Annotated in this window: 16 protein-coding genes; 8 read left to right on the forward strand and 8 right to left on the reverse strand. The window is 56.7% G+C overall.

All coding sequences use genetic code 11. The annotated features are described in order from the left end of the window. Positions 1-12: 12 nt before the first annotated feature. The 4 genes from argB to coaBC all read right to left on the reverse strand — a co-directional run bounded on the left by argB (position 13) and on the right by coaBC (position 4,243). Positions 13-912 carry an acetylglutamate kinase gene (gene argB / locus QHL1GM_RS15505; RefSeq protein WP_071695263.1) on the reverse strand — a complete coding sequence of 300 codons (900 nt, stop codon included), beginning with the start codon at positions 910-912 and terminating at the stop codon, positions 13-15. 132 nt (positions 913-1,044) lie between these two features. Next, a complete protein-coding gene (locus tag QHL1GM_RS15510) occupies positions 1,045-2,430 on the reverse strand; it encodes a phosphomannomutase/phosphoglucomutase (RefSeq protein WP_071695264.1) in 1,386 nt (461 codons plus the stop codon). A 62-nt stretch (positions 2,431-2,492) separates the two neighbouring features. Beyond that, positions 2,493-2,951, reverse strand: coding sequence for a dUTP diphosphatase (dut, locus tag QHL1GM_RS15515; protein WP_071695265.1), 459 nt, complete (start codon positions 2,949-2,951; stop codon positions 2,493-2,495). After that, complete coding sequence (gene coaBC, locus QHL1GM_RS15520) at positions 2,948-4,243, reverse strand: bifunctional phosphopantothenoylcysteine decarboxylase/phosphopantothenate--cysteine ligase CoaBC (RefSeq protein ID WP_071695266.1); 1,296 nt, start codon at positions 4,241-4,243, stop codon at positions 2,948-2,950. The genes dut and coaBC overlap by 4 nt, the downstream gene beginning before the upstream one ends. A gap of 174 nt (positions 4,244-4,417) precedes the next feature. On the opposite strand from coaBC, the gene radC reads away from it, so the two are divergent. The 7 genes from radC to ald all read left to right on the forward strand — a co-directional run bounded on the left by radC (position 4,418) and on the right by ald (position 9,876). Further along, positions 4,418-5,092, forward strand: coding sequence for a DNA repair protein RadC (gene radC, locus QHL1GM_RS15525; RefSeq protein ID WP_071695267.1), 675 nt, complete (start codon positions 4,418-4,420; stop codon positions 5,090-5,092). A gap of 258 nt (positions 5,093-5,350) precedes the next feature. Beyond that, positions 5,351-5,587: a 50S ribosomal protein L28 gene (gene rpmB, locus QHL1GM_RS15530; protein ID WP_008959893.1), complete on the forward strand. Its 237-nt coding sequence runs from the start codon at positions 5,351-5,353 to the stop codon at positions 5,585-5,587. Between the two features lie 39 nt (positions 5,588-5,626). Beyond that, positions 5,627-5,782 carry a 50S ribosomal protein L33 gene (gene rpmG, locus QHL1GM_RS15535; RefSeq protein WP_022520204.1) on the forward strand — a complete coding sequence of 52 codons (156 nt, stop codon included), beginning with the start codon at positions 5,627-5,629 and terminating at the stop codon, positions 5,780-5,782. A gap of 157 nt (positions 5,783-5,939) precedes the next feature. Further along, positions 5,940-6,782 carry a bifunctional DNA-formamidopyrimidine glycosylase/DNA-(apurinic or apyrimidinic site) lyase gene (mutM, locus tag QHL1GM_RS15540; RefSeq protein ID WP_071695268.1) on the forward strand — a complete coding sequence of 281 codons (843 nt, stop codon included), beginning with the start codon at positions 5,940-5,942 and terminating at the stop codon, positions 6,780-6,782. Positions 6,783-6,893: 111 nt separating this feature from the next. Continuing rightward, the gene (locus QHL1GM_RS15545; protein WP_071695269.1) at positions 6,894-8,084 is read left to right on the forward strand and encodes a class I SAM-dependent rRNA methyltransferase; all 1,191 of its coding nucleotides are present in this window, start codon (positions 6,894-6,896) and stop codon (positions 8,082-8,084) included. Between the two features lie 64 nt (positions 8,085-8,148). Further along, positions 8,149-8,583, forward strand: coding sequence for a thioesterase family protein (locus QHL1GM_RS15550; RefSeq protein ID WP_071695270.1), 435 nt, complete (start codon positions 8,149-8,151; stop codon positions 8,581-8,583). A 174-nt stretch (positions 8,584-8,757) separates the two neighbouring features. After that, positions 8,758-9,876, forward strand: coding sequence for an alanine dehydrogenase (gene ald, locus QHL1GM_RS15555; RefSeq protein WP_071695271.1), 1,119 nt, complete (start codon positions 8,758-8,760; stop codon positions 9,874-9,876). Between the two features lie 60 nt (positions 9,877-9,936). Here the strand turns inward: ald and QHL1GM_RS15560 are convergent, their stop codons facing one another. Beyond that, positions 9,937-10,185 (reverse strand): SlyX family protein, encoded by a 249-nt coding sequence (locus tag QHL1GM_RS15560; protein ID WP_071695272.1) that lies wholly within the window; start codon positions 10,183-10,185, stop codon positions 9,937-9,939. Between the two features lie 112 nt (positions 10,186-10,297). Here QHL1GM_RS15560 and QHL1GM_RS19835 point away from each other — a divergent pair, with 112 nt between their 5' ends. Beyond that, a complete protein-coding gene (locus QHL1GM_RS19835; protein ID WP_071695273.1) occupies positions 10,298-10,822 on the forward strand; it encodes a cold-shock protein in 525 nt (174 codons plus the stop codon). A 78-nt stretch (positions 10,823-10,900) separates the two neighbouring features. On the opposite strand, the gene QHL1GM_RS15570 is transcribed toward QHL1GM_RS19835, so the two are convergent. From QHL1GM_RS15570 to dapD, 3 genes are read right to left on the reverse strand one after another with little or no spacing between them, the layout of a single operon-like run. Beyond that, positions 10,901-11,290: a hypothetical protein gene (locus QHL1GM_RS15570; protein WP_071695274.1), complete on the reverse strand. Its 390-nt coding sequence runs from the start codon at positions 11,288-11,290 to the stop codon at positions 10,901-10,903. Beyond that, positions 11,287-12,459: a succinyl-diaminopimelate desuccinylase gene (gene dapE, locus QHL1GM_RS15575; RefSeq protein WP_071695275.1), complete on the reverse strand. Its 1,173-nt coding sequence runs from the start codon at positions 12,457-12,459 to the stop codon at positions 11,287-11,289. The genes QHL1GM_RS15570 and dapE overlap by 4 nt, the downstream gene beginning before the upstream one ends. Then, positions 12,446-13,471, reverse strand: a complete 1,026-nt coding sequence (dapD, locus tag QHL1GM_RS15580; RefSeq protein WP_071695276.1) for a 2,3,4,5-tetrahydropyridine-2,6-dicarboxylate N-succinyltransferase — start codon at positions 13,469-13,471, stop codon at positions 12,446-12,448. Before dapD ends, dapE begins: the two co-directional genes overlap by 14 nt. Positions 13,472-13,487: the final 16 nt, after the last annotated feature.

Below are 13,487 nucleotides of genomic sequence, written 5' to 3' on the forward strand. Positions count from 1 at the left end.
CCTCCGTCGCGGTTAGCTCGCGTCCTTGATTTGAGTACCTACCCCAGCGTTGGTGAAAATTTCCAGCAACACCGCGTGGGGGACACGGCCATCAATAATGTGTGAGCTGTTCACGCCGCCCTTTACTGCCTCCAGCGCGCAGCGGATTTTGGGCAGCATACCTCCATAAATCGTGCCATCGGCGATCAAATCATCCACTTGAGCGGTACTTAAACCGGTGAGTACTTCGCCTTCGGTGTTCATTAAGCCGGCGACATTGGTGAGCAGCATCAGCTTTTCTGCATTGAGCGCTTCGGCGATCTTGCCCGCGACCAGGTCAGCATTGATATTGTAGCTGTGGCCTGCGTCGTCGACGCCAATCGGCGCAATCACCGGAATAAAATCACGCGCCGCCAACATCTCGATAAGCTCGGTTGAGATTGACTCCACTTCGCCTACATGGCCAATATCGATGATTTCAGGGGCGGTCATTTCGGGGCTTTGGTGCTCAACCTTGAGCTGGCGGGCGCGTATTTGTGAGCCATCTTTACCGGTCAAGCCGATCGCTTTGCCGCCGCTTTGATTGATCAGGTTGACGATGCTTTTGTTGACCAAGCCACCCAGCACCATCTCAACGACGTCCATGGTTTGCGAGTCGGTAACGCGCATGCCGTTGACGAAGCGCGACTCAATGTTGAGCTTTTTGAGCAGGTCTCCGATCTGCGGCCCGCCGCCGTGTACCACTACCGGGTTGATACCGACTTCCTTCATTAACACGATATCGCGGGCAAAGGAGTCAATCAGGGTGCTCTCGGTCATGGCGTTACCGCCGTATTTGACCACCACGGTTTTGCCGGAGAACTGCTGAATATACGGGAGGGCTTCGGAAAGCACCTCCACAACGACCTGGGGGTCGCGACTGGCTGAACTCATGAGGTTGTCCCTTGCGAACGTTTATTATGCTGCTAACGTTTATGCTGATTGAGTGGTGAGGGTCGCGCTTTCTAGGTGGTCGCGATCCCTTCAGCGCCTAACTAATTAAGAGCTATTTGAAAAGCTATCTGTCTAGTCGGGTAGCTCAATGTCTGGCGCGACGCGCAATAGCGCGTCGTTAAAAACTGCTTTGATGCGTGCTAGCGCGGCCTCGTCTTTGCCTTCAAAGCGCATGACCAGTGCAGGCGTGGTGTTGGAAGCGCGACACAGCCCCCAGCCATCCTGGTAGTCAACGCGGATACCGTCCAAAGTTGTTTTGATACCTTCGCCGAAGTCGCCCTCGCGAGCAAGCTTATCCACCAGAGAAAATTTGTTATCGTCGGTAACCGCAATATTAATTTCCGGCGTAGCCACGTCTTGGGGGAAGTGGGCAAAAAACGTATCGGCGTCGTCGGCTTGGTTGGCGAAAATCTCCACCAGCCGAGCGGCGGCATAGAGGCCGTCGTCAAAGCCATACCAACGCTCTTTGAAAAAAATGTGCCCGCTCATCTCTCCGCCAAGCTGAGCGCCGGTTTCCTGCATGCGCGCCTTGATCATCGAGTGTCCGGTACGCCACATTTCCGGTTCGCCGCCGGCCTCGCTGATGACTCTGACCAGGTTGCCGGTGCACTTAATATCGAAAATAACCTTGGCCCCAGGTTGGCGCGCGAGCATATCGGTGGCAAACACCATGAGCAGGTGGTCGGGATAAATCAGCTTGCCTGAAGGTGTGACAACGCCCAGGCGGTCGCCATCACCATCGAAGGCAAGGCCAATGTCGGCCCCGGTTTCGCGTACTTTGCGGATCAGATCCTGGACATTTTCCGGCTTGCCCGGATCAGGGTGGTGATTGGGAAAATTGCCGTCAATCTCCGCAAACAGCGGGATAGTCTCGATACCTAATCGTGCCAGCAGCTGTGGGCCGAGTTCCCCGGCAACGCCGTTGCCGCAGTCGACCACGGCTTTTATCGGTCGATTGATCTTAACGTCGCCTAAGATGCGCGTTAAATAGCGTTCACGAACATCCTGTTGGGTGATACTGCCATGACCACTGTCTAAGTTACCGGACTGGATACGTTCGAAAAGGCCGGTAATCGCGTCGCCGGAGAGCGTTTCGCCGTTAAGCACAATTTTAAAGCCGTTATAGTCAGGCGGGTTATGGCTACCGGTAACCATCACACCCGATTGGGTGCCATCCAGTACATGGGTGGCGAAGTAGAGCGCCGGGGTGGGCACCATGCCGATGTCTATCACGTCGCGCCCTGCGGCGTTCAGGCCCCGCATCAACGCTGCTTGAAGCCGAGCGCCTGAAAGGCGACCGTCGCGAGCAACGACCACGCTGGATTCGCCCCGCGCGGCCGCTTCGGAGCCGACAGCACGCCCGATCATTTCGACCGTCTCTTCAGTGAGCGTGTCGTCAACGATACCGCGAATATCGTAGGCGCGAAAAATCGAAGCGGGTACAGAGTGTGCGTTCATAGGGCTTCCCAGCTAAACAGACGTTTCCTTAAAAAGGCTTCCTAAGCAGGCGTGACTATTCGCTACTGACTGCCCGTACTACCAAATCCGCCGCTGCCCCGGGACGAGTCTTCAAAAGCGTCCACCAAGGAGAGTTCGGCTTGCACGACAGGCACAAGCACGTACTGGGCCAGTCGATCGAAAGGGTTTAGCGTAAACGTACTTTGACCACGGTTCCAGACCGAAATCATTAGTTCGCCCTGGTAATCTGAGTCGATTAAACCCACTAAATTGCCCAGTACGATGCCATGTTTATGCCCCAAACCTGAGCGTGGCAGGATCATGCCCGCCAAACCCGGATCTTCAATATAGATGGCAATGCCGGTGCGTACGAGCTGACAATCGCCGGGTGCTAATATTAACGGCTCATCCAACAGGGCGCGCAGATCCATTCCCGCCGAGCCCGCTGTCGCGTAGGCAGGGAGGTAGTCGTGCAAACGCTCATCTAATACTTTGCACTGTAGGCGGGGGCGGGCACTCATTGAGACTCTCCAGATGTTTTCGTAGGGGCTGTTGTGGGTAGCAGGGCGAGCGCTTGACGGATAATGGTGGTGGCCAGCTGGGTCTTAGGCTGCGCTGCTTCTGAACGGCTCTCGACGCCTTTAGGGGTGCGCCAGAGTAACCAGGCGGCGTTCTGGTCGCTGCCAAAGCCCAAACCCGCCTGGGAGACGTCGTTGGCGACGATCATATCCAGTCCTTTGCGCTGTAATTTATCCCGTGCGTAGCGCTCAACCTCCTGGGTTTCGGCGGCAAAGCCGATCACCAGCGGGCGCTGTTTGGCGGGTAGTGCCGCGACGCTGGCGATAATATCGGGATTTTTAACCAGCGTCAGGGTGAGTGTGTCGCTATCGTCCTGCTTTTTGAGCTTATGCTCGGCAGGGGACGCCGCGCGATAGTCCGCGACGGCCGCGCAGCCGATAAACAGCGCCGCCTGGGGCGCTAGCCGCTGAGCTTCAGTGTGCATCTGCTCGGCTGACTCAACGTCAATCCTCGTCACGCCCTGGGGGGTGGGTAGGTTAATCGGCCCGCTGATCAGCGTCACCCTGGCGCCTTCAGCTACCGCGGCTGTGGCCAGGGCAAAGCCCATTTTTCCCGAGCTGTGATTGGAGAGGTAGCGTACGGGATCCAGCGGCTCCCGGGTGGGGCCAGCGGTAATCACAATATGCGGTGCATGTGAGTAAGGTGCTGTGGTGAGAGGCGCTGCAAACAGCGCCGTTACCGCGCCAAAAATCTCTTCAGGCTCGCTCATGCGGCCTGGCCCCACATCGCCACAGGCTTGATCACCGGCGGCGGGGCCTATGGGCTGCCAGCCGTCATGCTCCAGCTGCACTACGTTGCGCTGGGTGGCAGGGTGGCGCCACATCGCCTGGTTCATCGCCGGGGCAATTAGTTTGGGCGCTTCAGAGGCCAGGCAGAGCGTGGTGAGCAGGTCGTCGGCCATACCGTGCACCAAGCGAGCGATAAGGTCCGCAGTCGCCGGAGCGATCAGTACGACATCCGCCCAGCGGGCCAGCTCAATATGACCCATGCCCGCCTCGGCCTCGGGATCGAGTAACGAGGTGCGCACAGGCTCACCGGAGAGCGCTTGTAGCGTGAGTGGGGTAATAAAGGCTTGGGCTCCGTCGGTCATCACCACGCGCACCTCGCAGCCGACCTGCTTGAGCAGGCGCACAATCAGCGCGCTTTTGTAAGCTGCGATACCCGCACTGACGCCGAGCAGTATGCGTTTGCCTGCGAGCGTCGAAGCGCTTGTCGAGTTAACAGCAGAGGCCATGGTCAGTGATCCATATCCGCGTTCGTAAGGAGGCTTACCATACCATTGGCACCAACAATTTGGCATATTGAGCACAAACAAGGTTAAGCTAGGTTTAATGAGCTTATTGCTGTAAAGCTAAGTGCGTTGAGGCTGGCTTTAAGCGACAAAGATGGGCAGCGCGGGTGAGGTGCGATGGGAATCAATCACTGGCCGGAAGGTGAGCGGCCCCGGGAAAAGCTATTAAATACTGGAGCACAGGCGCTTTCAGACGCTGAGTTGCTGGCAATTTTTTTGCGTGTTGGCGTGCAGGGGCGCTCGGCGGTCGATTTAGCGCGTGATTTACTCACTAGTTTCGGTGGTTTGCGTCAACTGCTTGAGGCCGATCAAGAAAGCTTCTGCACTGCTCGTGGGTTAGGTAGCGCCAAGTACGCACAGCTCCAGGCGACGCTTGAGCTATCGCGCCGCCATTTAGCCAGCCAGTTGGCGCGAGGCAATGCGCTGACATCGCCTGCATTGGTACGCCACTATCTGAGTTCGCAGCTGCGTCATTTAGGGCATGAAGAGTTTGCGGTACTTTTTTTGGATACCCAGCACCGAATTATTCGCTATGAATCGCTGTTTCGCGGTACCCTAGACAGCGCATCTGTTTACCCCCGCGAAGTTGCCAAGCGCGCGTTAGAGCTTAGCGCTGGCGCTGTTATCCTGGCGCATAACCACCCTTCTGGTGTGGCAGAGCCAAGCGATGCTGATCGACGTATCACGGAACGCCTAAAAGACGCGCTGGCACTTTTTGACTTGCGCGTGCTGGATCATTTCGTGGTGGGGGACGGAGAAGTGATCTCTTTTGCCGAGCGCGGCTGGCTATAAGCAGCGTCAGTATGCAGTGCTCCATGCAATGTTGACTAAGTAGAATGAGCAAAAAAGTGCTTTTTCAGCCTTTTTTGTGGGTTTTGCTTGCTGTAAGTCGGGTGCTCTGGTATAAAGTGCCACCTTTAAACTTGGGTTGAATAACGGATTTGGATAAAGCTTGGCGGTTAACGGCGTCGACACCTTCCCTGCTCCGGTTTGCCCGACAGTTTTGAACACTCAGGTTATTATATCCTGGCCAAGCAGTTGGAGGCTCTAATGTCCAAAGTATGTCAGGTTACCGGCAAGCGTCCGGTAACTGGAAATAACGTTTCACACTCAATGCGTAAGACACGTCGTCGTTTCTTGCCGAACCTGCATACCCATCGTTTTTGGGTTGAGTCTGAAAACCGCTTCGTCAAGCTGCGCGTTTCTACTAAAGGAATGCGCATTATTGATAAAAACGGTATCGACGCAGTGTTGGTTGATATTCGTAAGCGCGGCGACGCTATCTAAGCCAGCGTTTCGGACCAAGCATTTTGGAAGGATTAAACCATGCGCGATAAAATCAAGCTGGTGTCTAGTGCCGGTACAGGTCACTTCTACACCACTGATAAGAACAAGCGGAACACTCCGGATAAATTCGAATTCAAAAAATTCGACCCGGTCATCCGTAAGCACGTGATCTACAAGGAAGCCAAGATCAAGTAATCGCTTTTGCGATGTTGATCGGCTTCCACTGCAGGCGAGCGCCTGTTCAAAAACCCGGCCTCAAGCCGGGTTTTTGCATGCATGTCTTTCGTGTATCGCATGCTTTGCTAAACCACCTTCACTAGGCTGTCACTACAGGCCGGTACGATGTCTCAATATGCCCGAACTTCCTGAAGTTGAAACCACCCGACGCGGGATTGCTCCCTATATTGAAGGTCAGGAAGTCACCGAAGTGCTGGTGCGTCAGCCGCGGCTGCGTGTGCCCGTGCCCGATGACCTGGCTGAGCGGTTGGTGGGCGCGCGCATTGGGGTGTTGATGCGGCGGGCAAAATACCTGCAGATTCCTATTCAGGCGGGTGGCGCGCTTGAGGGTGACGCTAGCGCGACGCTGCTATGGCACTTGGGTATGTCGGGCAGTCTACGGATTGCCCGGGTGGGGGATTTGCCCAAAAAGCATGACCACGTGGACGTAGTGACTGCCAGCGGCTATGTGCTGCGCTATCACGATCCCCGACGGTTTGGCTTTGTGGATTGGCAGGCCGCAGACGCAGCGCAGGATAAACGGCTTGCTCACCTGGGCCCAGAGCCGCTGTCTGATGCATTTAACGGCAAATGGCTCTATGCGCTCTCGCGTAACAAGCGCGTGGCGGTAAAGCCGTTTCTGATGGATAACCAGGTGGTTGTCGGTGCCGGGAATATCTACGCGGCAGAAGCGCTATTTATGGCCGGTATTGATCCGCGCCGTGCGGCGGGGAGAGTTTCCCGTGCTCGCTACGACGCTTTGGCTCTGGCCGTGAAAGAGGTGCTGGCGGCGGCGATTACCCAGGGCGGCACCACGCTGCGGGATTTTGTCAGTGGCCAGGGCGAGCCCGGTTACTTCGCCCAGCGCCTGAATGTTTATGGCCGCCACGGCCAGCCCTGCTTGCGCTGTGGCACGGAGCTTCGCCGCATTACGCTAGGTCAGCGAGCCAGCGTTTTTTGCCCCGGTTGCCAGCGCTAATGCCTACTTATAAGTGCTACTGTCTTATTTAAGTATCGCTTTGCCTCATCTTTTTGCCTTGTCTGAGTTTTTAAGACACAGGTTCTTAAGACAAAATTTTTGGAGATTGCTGTGACCCAACGCCTGCGCCTGAATAAAAATGCTGACCGCCGCCTGAAAGCGGGCCACCTCTGGATTTACTCCAATGAGGTGGATATCAAAGAGACGCCGCTGAAAAACTTTGCGGCAGGCGAAACCGCACTGGTAGAAGCCTCCAATGGTAAAGTGATGGCTGTCGCCTATGTAAACCCGCATTCGTTAATTGCTGCCAGAGTGATGTCGCGTGACCCTGAAATGCGCTTGGATCGCTCGCTGTTTGTGCACCGCTTTAATCAAGCGCTGTCGCTGCGTCAGCGCCTTTATGCGCAGCCGTTCTACCGCTTGATTCACGGCGAAGGCGACCTGTTGCCAGGCTTGGTGATCGATCGTTTTGGTGATGTCCTCGTCGTGCAGCTCAATACCGCGGGTATGCAGGCGCTGGCGGATGAAATTGTCGATGCGCTGGAAAAAGTCATCAAACCGGAAGTGATCGTTTTCCGTAACGACACCGGTGGCCGTCGTCAGGAAGGTCTTGAGGCCCACGTTGAAGTCATTAAAGGCACGCTGCCTGACGAAGTGGTGTTGGAAGAGAACGGCACTCGTTTTGTCGTGCCTGTTCTGAACGGTCAGAAAACCGGCTGGTTCTTTGATCACCGCGTTAATCGCGAATGGGTCAATCGCCAGGTGGAAGGTAAGCGCATGCTGGACGTATTCAGCTACGTAGGTGGTTGGGGCGTTCAGGCGGCTGTTCACGGCGCGAAAGAGGTGATGTGCCTGGACTCTTCAGGCCCAGCGCTAGACCAAGTTGCGCGAAATGCCGAGCTCAATGGGGTACAGGATAAGGTAGCGGTTAGTGAGGGAGACGCGTTTGAAGCGCTAGCAGCGTTGAAGGCAGAGGGCGAGGAGTTTGACGTGGTCATTATTGACCCGCCGGCGTTTATCAAAAAGCGCAAGGATATCCCTAACGGCGAGCGCGCCTATGCCCGCTTGAACCGCGAAGCCATGCGACTGTTGGGTCGTGATGGTCTGCTGCTGTCAGCCTCTTGCTCAATGCATCTGGCACCTGAGCGTTTAATGGACGTAGTGCGTGGTGCGGTTCGCCATCAGGATCGTCACGGGCAGGTGATTTTCCAAGGCCATCAAGGGCCTGATCATCCGGTGCATCCAGCTATCCCTGAAACGTCTTACCTGAAGGCGCTAGGTGTGCGAGTGTTCCGCGACTAGTTCATGTGGACAGGATCCAGAGAAGCCAGCGTACAGGGGAGTCAAGGTGCACAGGAGTTAGCCGATGGAGTGGGCGCTACCCGATCCTTTTGTGATCGATATCCGCGTGGCTGATGAGGCGATCGATGCTTATCAACACGTCAACAACAGCGAATACCTGCGCTGGGTTGAGCAGATTAGCTGGGCGCACTCGGTCGCGCTCGGCCTCTCTCTCGAGCGCTACCGAGAGCTTGACCGGGCAATGGTGGTTCACCGCCACGAGCTGGATTACCTCGCGCCTGGCTTTGCAGGCGACGAGCTACAGCTTGCTACCTGGATTGTCGATTGCGATGAGCGCTTCAGTCTAACGAGACGTTTTCAGCTAGTACGCGTCAGCGATGCGAAAACACTGCTTTATGCCCGCACGCGCTTTGCCTGTGTGGCGCTTACTTCGGGTCGGCCCAAACGCCTGCCCGAGGAGTATCGACGCATTTACGGCGGCGCGGTTGTTGTGGAGTGACGGCGAACAAAGTGGATTTTTTCGTGCAGAATCGGTAATCGCTAGATTTTTCTCCTAAAAAACGCCTTAACCGGCGTTTTTTTTGTTTTGCGTTCCTGGGGTGGTGGTCAACGTTAGCTGTGCTGTAATTTGCTTAACAACACGACTGACCTTTAAAAGCACAGGAAAAATCCAATGAAAATCGCCGTCCCCAAAGAGATCAAAAATCACGAATATCGCGTGGCTTTAACACCTACCGGCGCACGGGAATTAACCGGACGCGGCCATCAGGTGAGCGTTCAGGCCGGAGCTGGTGAAGGTGCAGGCTTTAGCGATGCTGATTTCCAAGCCGCCGGCGCACAAATAGAAGCGGTTGTGGATACTTTGTGGCGTAACGCCGAGCTGATCCTCAAGGTGAAAGAACCGCAGCCGGACGAGGTGACGCGACTCACCCCGCAGCATACGCTGTTCACCTATCTACATCTTGCCGCCGAAGAGCCCCTTACCCGCGGTCTGATGGAGAGCGGTGCCACCTGTATCGCCTACGAAACCATTACCGATGCCCGCGGTGGCCTGCCGCTGCTGGCGCCTATGAGCACCGTGGCGGGACGAATGGCGGTACAAGCGGGTGCTCATAGCCTTGAGAAGGCCCAGGGCGGTGCAGGCGTGCTGCTGCCCGGTGTACCCGGTGTAGCGCCGGGTAAGGTAACCGTGATTGGCGGTGGCGTAGTGGGCGAAAACGCTGCACGCATGGCGCTGGGGTTAGGCGCGGAGGTGACCATTCTGGATAAGTCGTTAGCACGGCTTGAAGTACTGGATGACCGTTATCAGGGCCGCATCAAAACGGTTTATTCCACCGCAGACGCGCTGGAAACGGCTACCCGTGAGTCGGATATGATCATTGGCGCGGTGCTGGTACCCGGTGCCGCTGCGCCAAAATTGATAACGCGCAGCATGCTGGCTGATATGAAGCCTGGCAGCGTACTGGTCGATGTTGCGATCGATCAGGGCGGCTGTTTTGAAACCAGTAGGCCCACCACCCATGCCGAGCCGACCTACATAGTCGATGGGGTGGTGCACTACTGTGTGGCCAATATGCCCGGCGCGGTAGCACGTACGTCTACCCAGGGGTTGACCAACGCCACGCTGCCCTTTGTGCTCGCCCTGGCTGATAAGGGCTGGCAGCAGGCGCTGCGTGACGACCCGCACTTCCTGCCGGGACTGAACGTGCACGCGGGCCAGGTCACCTACCAGGCCGTAGCGGATGCCTTTGGGCTGGAAAGTAGGGACCCTGCGAGCGTTGTTGGCAGCTAAGCTTTTGAAAGCTAGCTGCCGGCGGCTAATTAATAAGCCGCATCGGGAGCTGTCGCTAGTTCAGTAGTGCGGCGGAAGTTCATCCTCGGGGCGCTGGCCGCCCTGAGGGTCGCTTGCCTGAAGTGCCTGGTGCTGCTCGCGCAGACGTTCACGCATTAGCCCGCTGAGCTGCTCCAGTTTCTCCAGGCGCCGCTCCTGTTGTACCACTGCTTGATCCAGGGTATCCAGCCAGTGCTCTTGATGGGCTAAGCGGCTCTCTAAAGATTCAAGACGTTGAACTAGGTCAACAGGCGATAATTCGTGGGTCATGATAACATTGCAGCCTTATGTAGTAGTATGCCGGTGCTATTGGGAATGGGCCTGATAGTACGGGTATTGTCCTTCGTCTGTTACCCATACAACAAGAGAGCTTTTTTTTTCTATGAACCCAAAAGTTGTGTTTCGCTGTTTCTTAATCAGTGTATTACTTGCCGCCCCCACGCCACTTTTGTTGGCGGGGATTGTTCATTTAACCAATAGTGCCCTCGCTGAACAGTTAATGGAGGTGTTGGCAGACAGTGGCGGGGTCTATATTGCCGTTGCTATAGGTAGTTTTATTGTTCTGTGTATTGGCACATTAGCGTCTGCCGCTTTTGCGCCCTCGATTGTGGTGGCTCACTCCAAGCCAGCACCGCGCCAGCCCCAAGCAGCCGCTCCGTTGGACGATGATGAGGATGAAGATATCATCGACCCTAACGATGGCCGTGAAGAGGGTGAAGTGAAGTGGTTTAATACCAACAAAGGCTACGGTTTTATTACCCGCGATAATGGCGAAGATGTGTTTGTTCACTTCCGTGCCATTCGTGGCCGTGGTCCGCGTATGTTGGCAGAAGGCCAAATTGTGCGTTATCACGTGATTAAAAATGAGCGTGGTTTGCAGGCCGACGATGTGAGTATTATTGAGTGAGCCCAACGTCTAGCTAAATTGATCGTTGGATAGCAAACGACCCCGCTTCGGCGGGGTCGTTTACGTTTAAGCACTCGCTTAACGCCCTGAATCGGGCCACTCTATTGCGCCTTCTTTCCCGCCGGGCAACACTTGCCAAAAGCGGTCGGGATCATCCCCGGGGTGCCAGCCGCCTAGTGAGCAGCGTACCTCGGTTTGCAAGGCCTCCGCGGCCTGCTGGGCACACTCCTGGTCGGTCATCCACGGCGTGTGGTTGCTATCAAACCATAGGCTGGCAAACCCATCAGCGGCTTTGTCTACCAGCAATACCGGCACGCAGTCGCCCTGGTATTGGCCGCGGGTTTTCCATTGGCCTTTGCCTGCGGGGCTCAGCGGCGGTGCGATTAGCGCGCTTTTCAACCACTCATTGAGCGCATCAAGCGACACGCTGGCTAGGTAAATCTCTATATCGGGGTAACGCTCAATCATAGGTTTACCTCGCCGGAGGAGAGCAGCGCTTGCAGCGTCGCTTCGTAAATCCGGCTTAAGTCGTCCAGATCGCTGGCGCGAACACGCTCATTGACCTTATGGATAGTATCGTTGAGCGGGCCTAGCTCGACCACTTGAGCGCCAAGGGTGGCGATAAAGCGGCCATCCGAGGTGCCGCCGCTGGTAGAGAGCGCCGGGCGCTCGCCGGTCACCGCTTCAACGCCTTTAATGGCGGCGTCAACCAGCGCGCCTTCCGCGGTTAAAAACGGCTCACCGTTGAGCGTCCAATCTACCTGATACTCCAATCCGTGCTGGTCGAGAATGGCCTCTGTGCGCGCTTTAAGCTCTTCATGGGTCACCTCGGTGGAGAAGCGAAAGTTAAACACCACTTCCACATCGCCAGGGATCACGTTGGTGGCCCCGGTGCCTGCGCGCAGATTGGAAATCTGAAAGCTGGTGGCGGGAAAAAAGTCGTTGCCCGTGTCCCAGTGCTCGTTGACCAGCGCATCCAGCGCTGGCATCGCCTGGTGGATCGGATTACGCGCTAAATGCGGATAGGCCACATGACCCTGCACGCCTTTAATGTGCAGGGTGGCCCCCAGTGAGCCGCGGCGCCCGTTTTTTATCACATCGCCCAGGCGCGTGGTCGAGGATGGCTCGCCGACAATGCAGTAGTCGAGGCGCTCATTGCGCTCGCGCAGGTGTTCGACCACCGCGCGGGTGCCGTCGACTGCCGGGCCCTCTTCGTCGGAGGTGATCAGAAAAGCAATACGGCCATCGTGATCCGGGTGATTGGTCACAAAGCGCTCAACGGCGGTCAGCATTGAGGCTAAGCTGCCTTTCATATCCGCCGCACCGCGTCCGCACAGCATGCCCTCGTCGTCAATGCAGGGCTCAAACGGTGGGTACTGCCAGTTGGTATAGGGGCCGCTGGGTACCACGTCGGTGTGACCGGCAAAGGCCACCACCGGGCCGTGATGACCGCGAACCGCCCAGAAATTCTTTACGTCGCCAAACGGCAGCCGCTCAATATGAAAACCGAGCGCTGCTAAGCGCTCGATCATGAGTTCCTGGCAGCCTTCATCGTCCGGCGTTACCGAGGCCCGGCTGAGCAGCTCAAAGGCGAGTGTGAGCGTCGGGGACAATCCTTCAGGCTCAGTTGTGGGCATGCAGCGCCTCGTTCAAGGCGATAGCGCTTTTATTGGTCAAGCACTCAATGCGGCCATTCTGGGAGTTGCGGCGCCATAGCTGGTCGTCTTGTCCGGCCAGCTCGCGGGCGGCAACGGTGTTCACTTCCTGGCCTTGGTCATCCAGTAAGGTTACTTTGGAGCCAGCGGTGATATACAGACCTGCTTCTACCGTGCAGCGGTCACCCAGCGGAATGCCGATGCCGGCGTTGGCGCCGATCAAGCAGCCTTCCCCGACCTTAATGACGATATTGCCGCCACCTGAGAGGGTGCCCATAGTTGAGCAGCCGCCGCCCAAGTCGGAGCCTTTGCCGATCATCACCCCGGCTGAGATACGGCCTTCGATCATACCGGGGCCTTCCGTGCCCGCATTGAAGTTGACGAAGCCTTCGTGCATGACGGTAGTGCCTTCGCCGAGGTAAGCGCCCAGGCGCACCCGCGCTGTATCACCAATGCGGATGCCGGTGGGAACCACGTAGTCGGTCATTTTGGGGAATTTATCGACACAGTCGACGGACAGCGCGCGGCCCGCCATGCGCGCCTTCAAGCGGCGTGTAGGCAACTCTTCAATGTCGATGGCGCCTTCGTTGGTCCAGGCAATATTGCGCAGCAGGCCAAACATGCCGGTGAGATCGAGACCGTGAGGTTTGACCAAGCGGTGCGACAGCAGGTGCAGTTTTAAATACACCTCTGGCGCGGTTTGTGGCGCTTCGTCGCTCTCTAGAAACATCGCAACCAGCGGGCGCTGGCTGGCAGAGAGCGCTTCGGCAAGCTCTGCCTGGTCAGAGTGCCCGGCGGCTTCTAACGCTTTAGCCAAGCGTGTGCAGTCTTCGGGCAAAAAGCTGATGGCGGCGTTGCCTTGGGGGGCGTCAAGAGCCTGTTTAGCGGCTTCCACTAGGCTGGCTGGCGGGTTGAGCAGCGGCGCCGGGTAGTAGATTTCCAGCCAGTCGCCCTGGGTGTTTTGGGTGCCGATTCCAAGCGCAAAGCTCAGCATAAGAAGGTGTCCTGTA

The organism is Halomonas sp. QHL1, assembly GCF_001882345.1.
Taxonomy (GTDB): Bacteria; Pseudomonadota; Gammaproteobacteria; order Pseudomonadales; family Halomonadaceae; genus Vreelandella.

Excerpts from the sequence above, each read along its gene's own strand:
- argB (WP_071695263.1), bottom strand. The coding sequence starts at position 912 with ATGAGTTCAGCCAGTCGCGACCCCCAGGTCGTTGTGGAGGTGCTTTCC.
- QHL1GM_RS15510 (WP_071695264.1), bottom strand. The coding sequence starts at position 2,430 with ATGAACGCACACTCTGTACCCGCTTCGATTTTTCGCGCCTACGATATT.
- dut (WP_071695265.1), bottom strand. The coding sequence starts at position 2,951 with ATGAGTGCCCGCCCCCGCCTACAGTGCAAAGTATTAGATGAGCGTTTG.
- coaBC (WP_071695266.1), bottom strand. The coding sequence starts at position 4,243 with ATGGCCTCTGCTGTTAACTCGACAAGCGCTTCGACGCTCGCAGGCAAA.
- radC (WP_071695267.1), top strand. The coding sequence starts at position 4,418 with ATGGGAATCAATCACTGGCCGGAAGGTGAGCGGCCCCGGGAAAAGCTA.
- rpmB (WP_008959893.1), top strand. The coding sequence starts at position 5,351 with ATGTCCAAAGTATGTCAGGTTACCGGCAAGCGTCCGGTAACTGGAAAT.
- rpmG (WP_022520204.1), top strand. The coding sequence starts at position 5,627 with ATGCGCGATAAAATCAAGCTGGTGTCTAGTGCCGGTACAGGTCACTTC.
- mutM (WP_071695268.1), top strand. The coding sequence starts at position 5,940 with ATGCCCGAACTTCCTGAAGTTGAAACCACCCGACGCGGGATTGCTCCC.
- QHL1GM_RS15550 (WP_071695270.1), top strand. The coding sequence starts at position 8,149 with ATGGAGTGGGCGCTACCCGATCCTTTTGTGATCGATATCCGCGTGGCT.
- ald (WP_071695271.1), top strand. The coding sequence starts at position 8,758 with ATGAAAATCGCCGTCCCCAAAGAGATCAAAAATCACGAATATCGCGTG.
- QHL1GM_RS15560 (WP_071695272.1), bottom strand. The coding sequence starts at position 10,185 with ATGACCCACGAATTATCGCCTGTTGACCTAGTTCAACGTCTTGAATCT.
- QHL1GM_RS19835 (WP_071695273.1), top strand. The coding sequence starts at position 10,298 with ATGAACCCAAAAGTTGTGTTTCGCTGTTTCTTAATCAGTGTATTACTT.
- QHL1GM_RS15570 (WP_071695274.1), bottom strand. The coding sequence starts at position 11,290 with ATGATTGAGCGTTACCCCGATATAGAGATTTACCTAGCCAGCGTGTCG.
- dapE (WP_071695275.1), bottom strand. The coding sequence starts at position 12,459 with ATGCCCACAACTGAGCCTGAAGGATTGTCCCCGACGCTCACACTCGCC.
- dapD (WP_071695276.1), bottom strand. The coding sequence starts at position 13,471 with ATGCTGAGCTTTGCGCTTGGAATCGGCACCCAAAACACCCAGGGCGAC.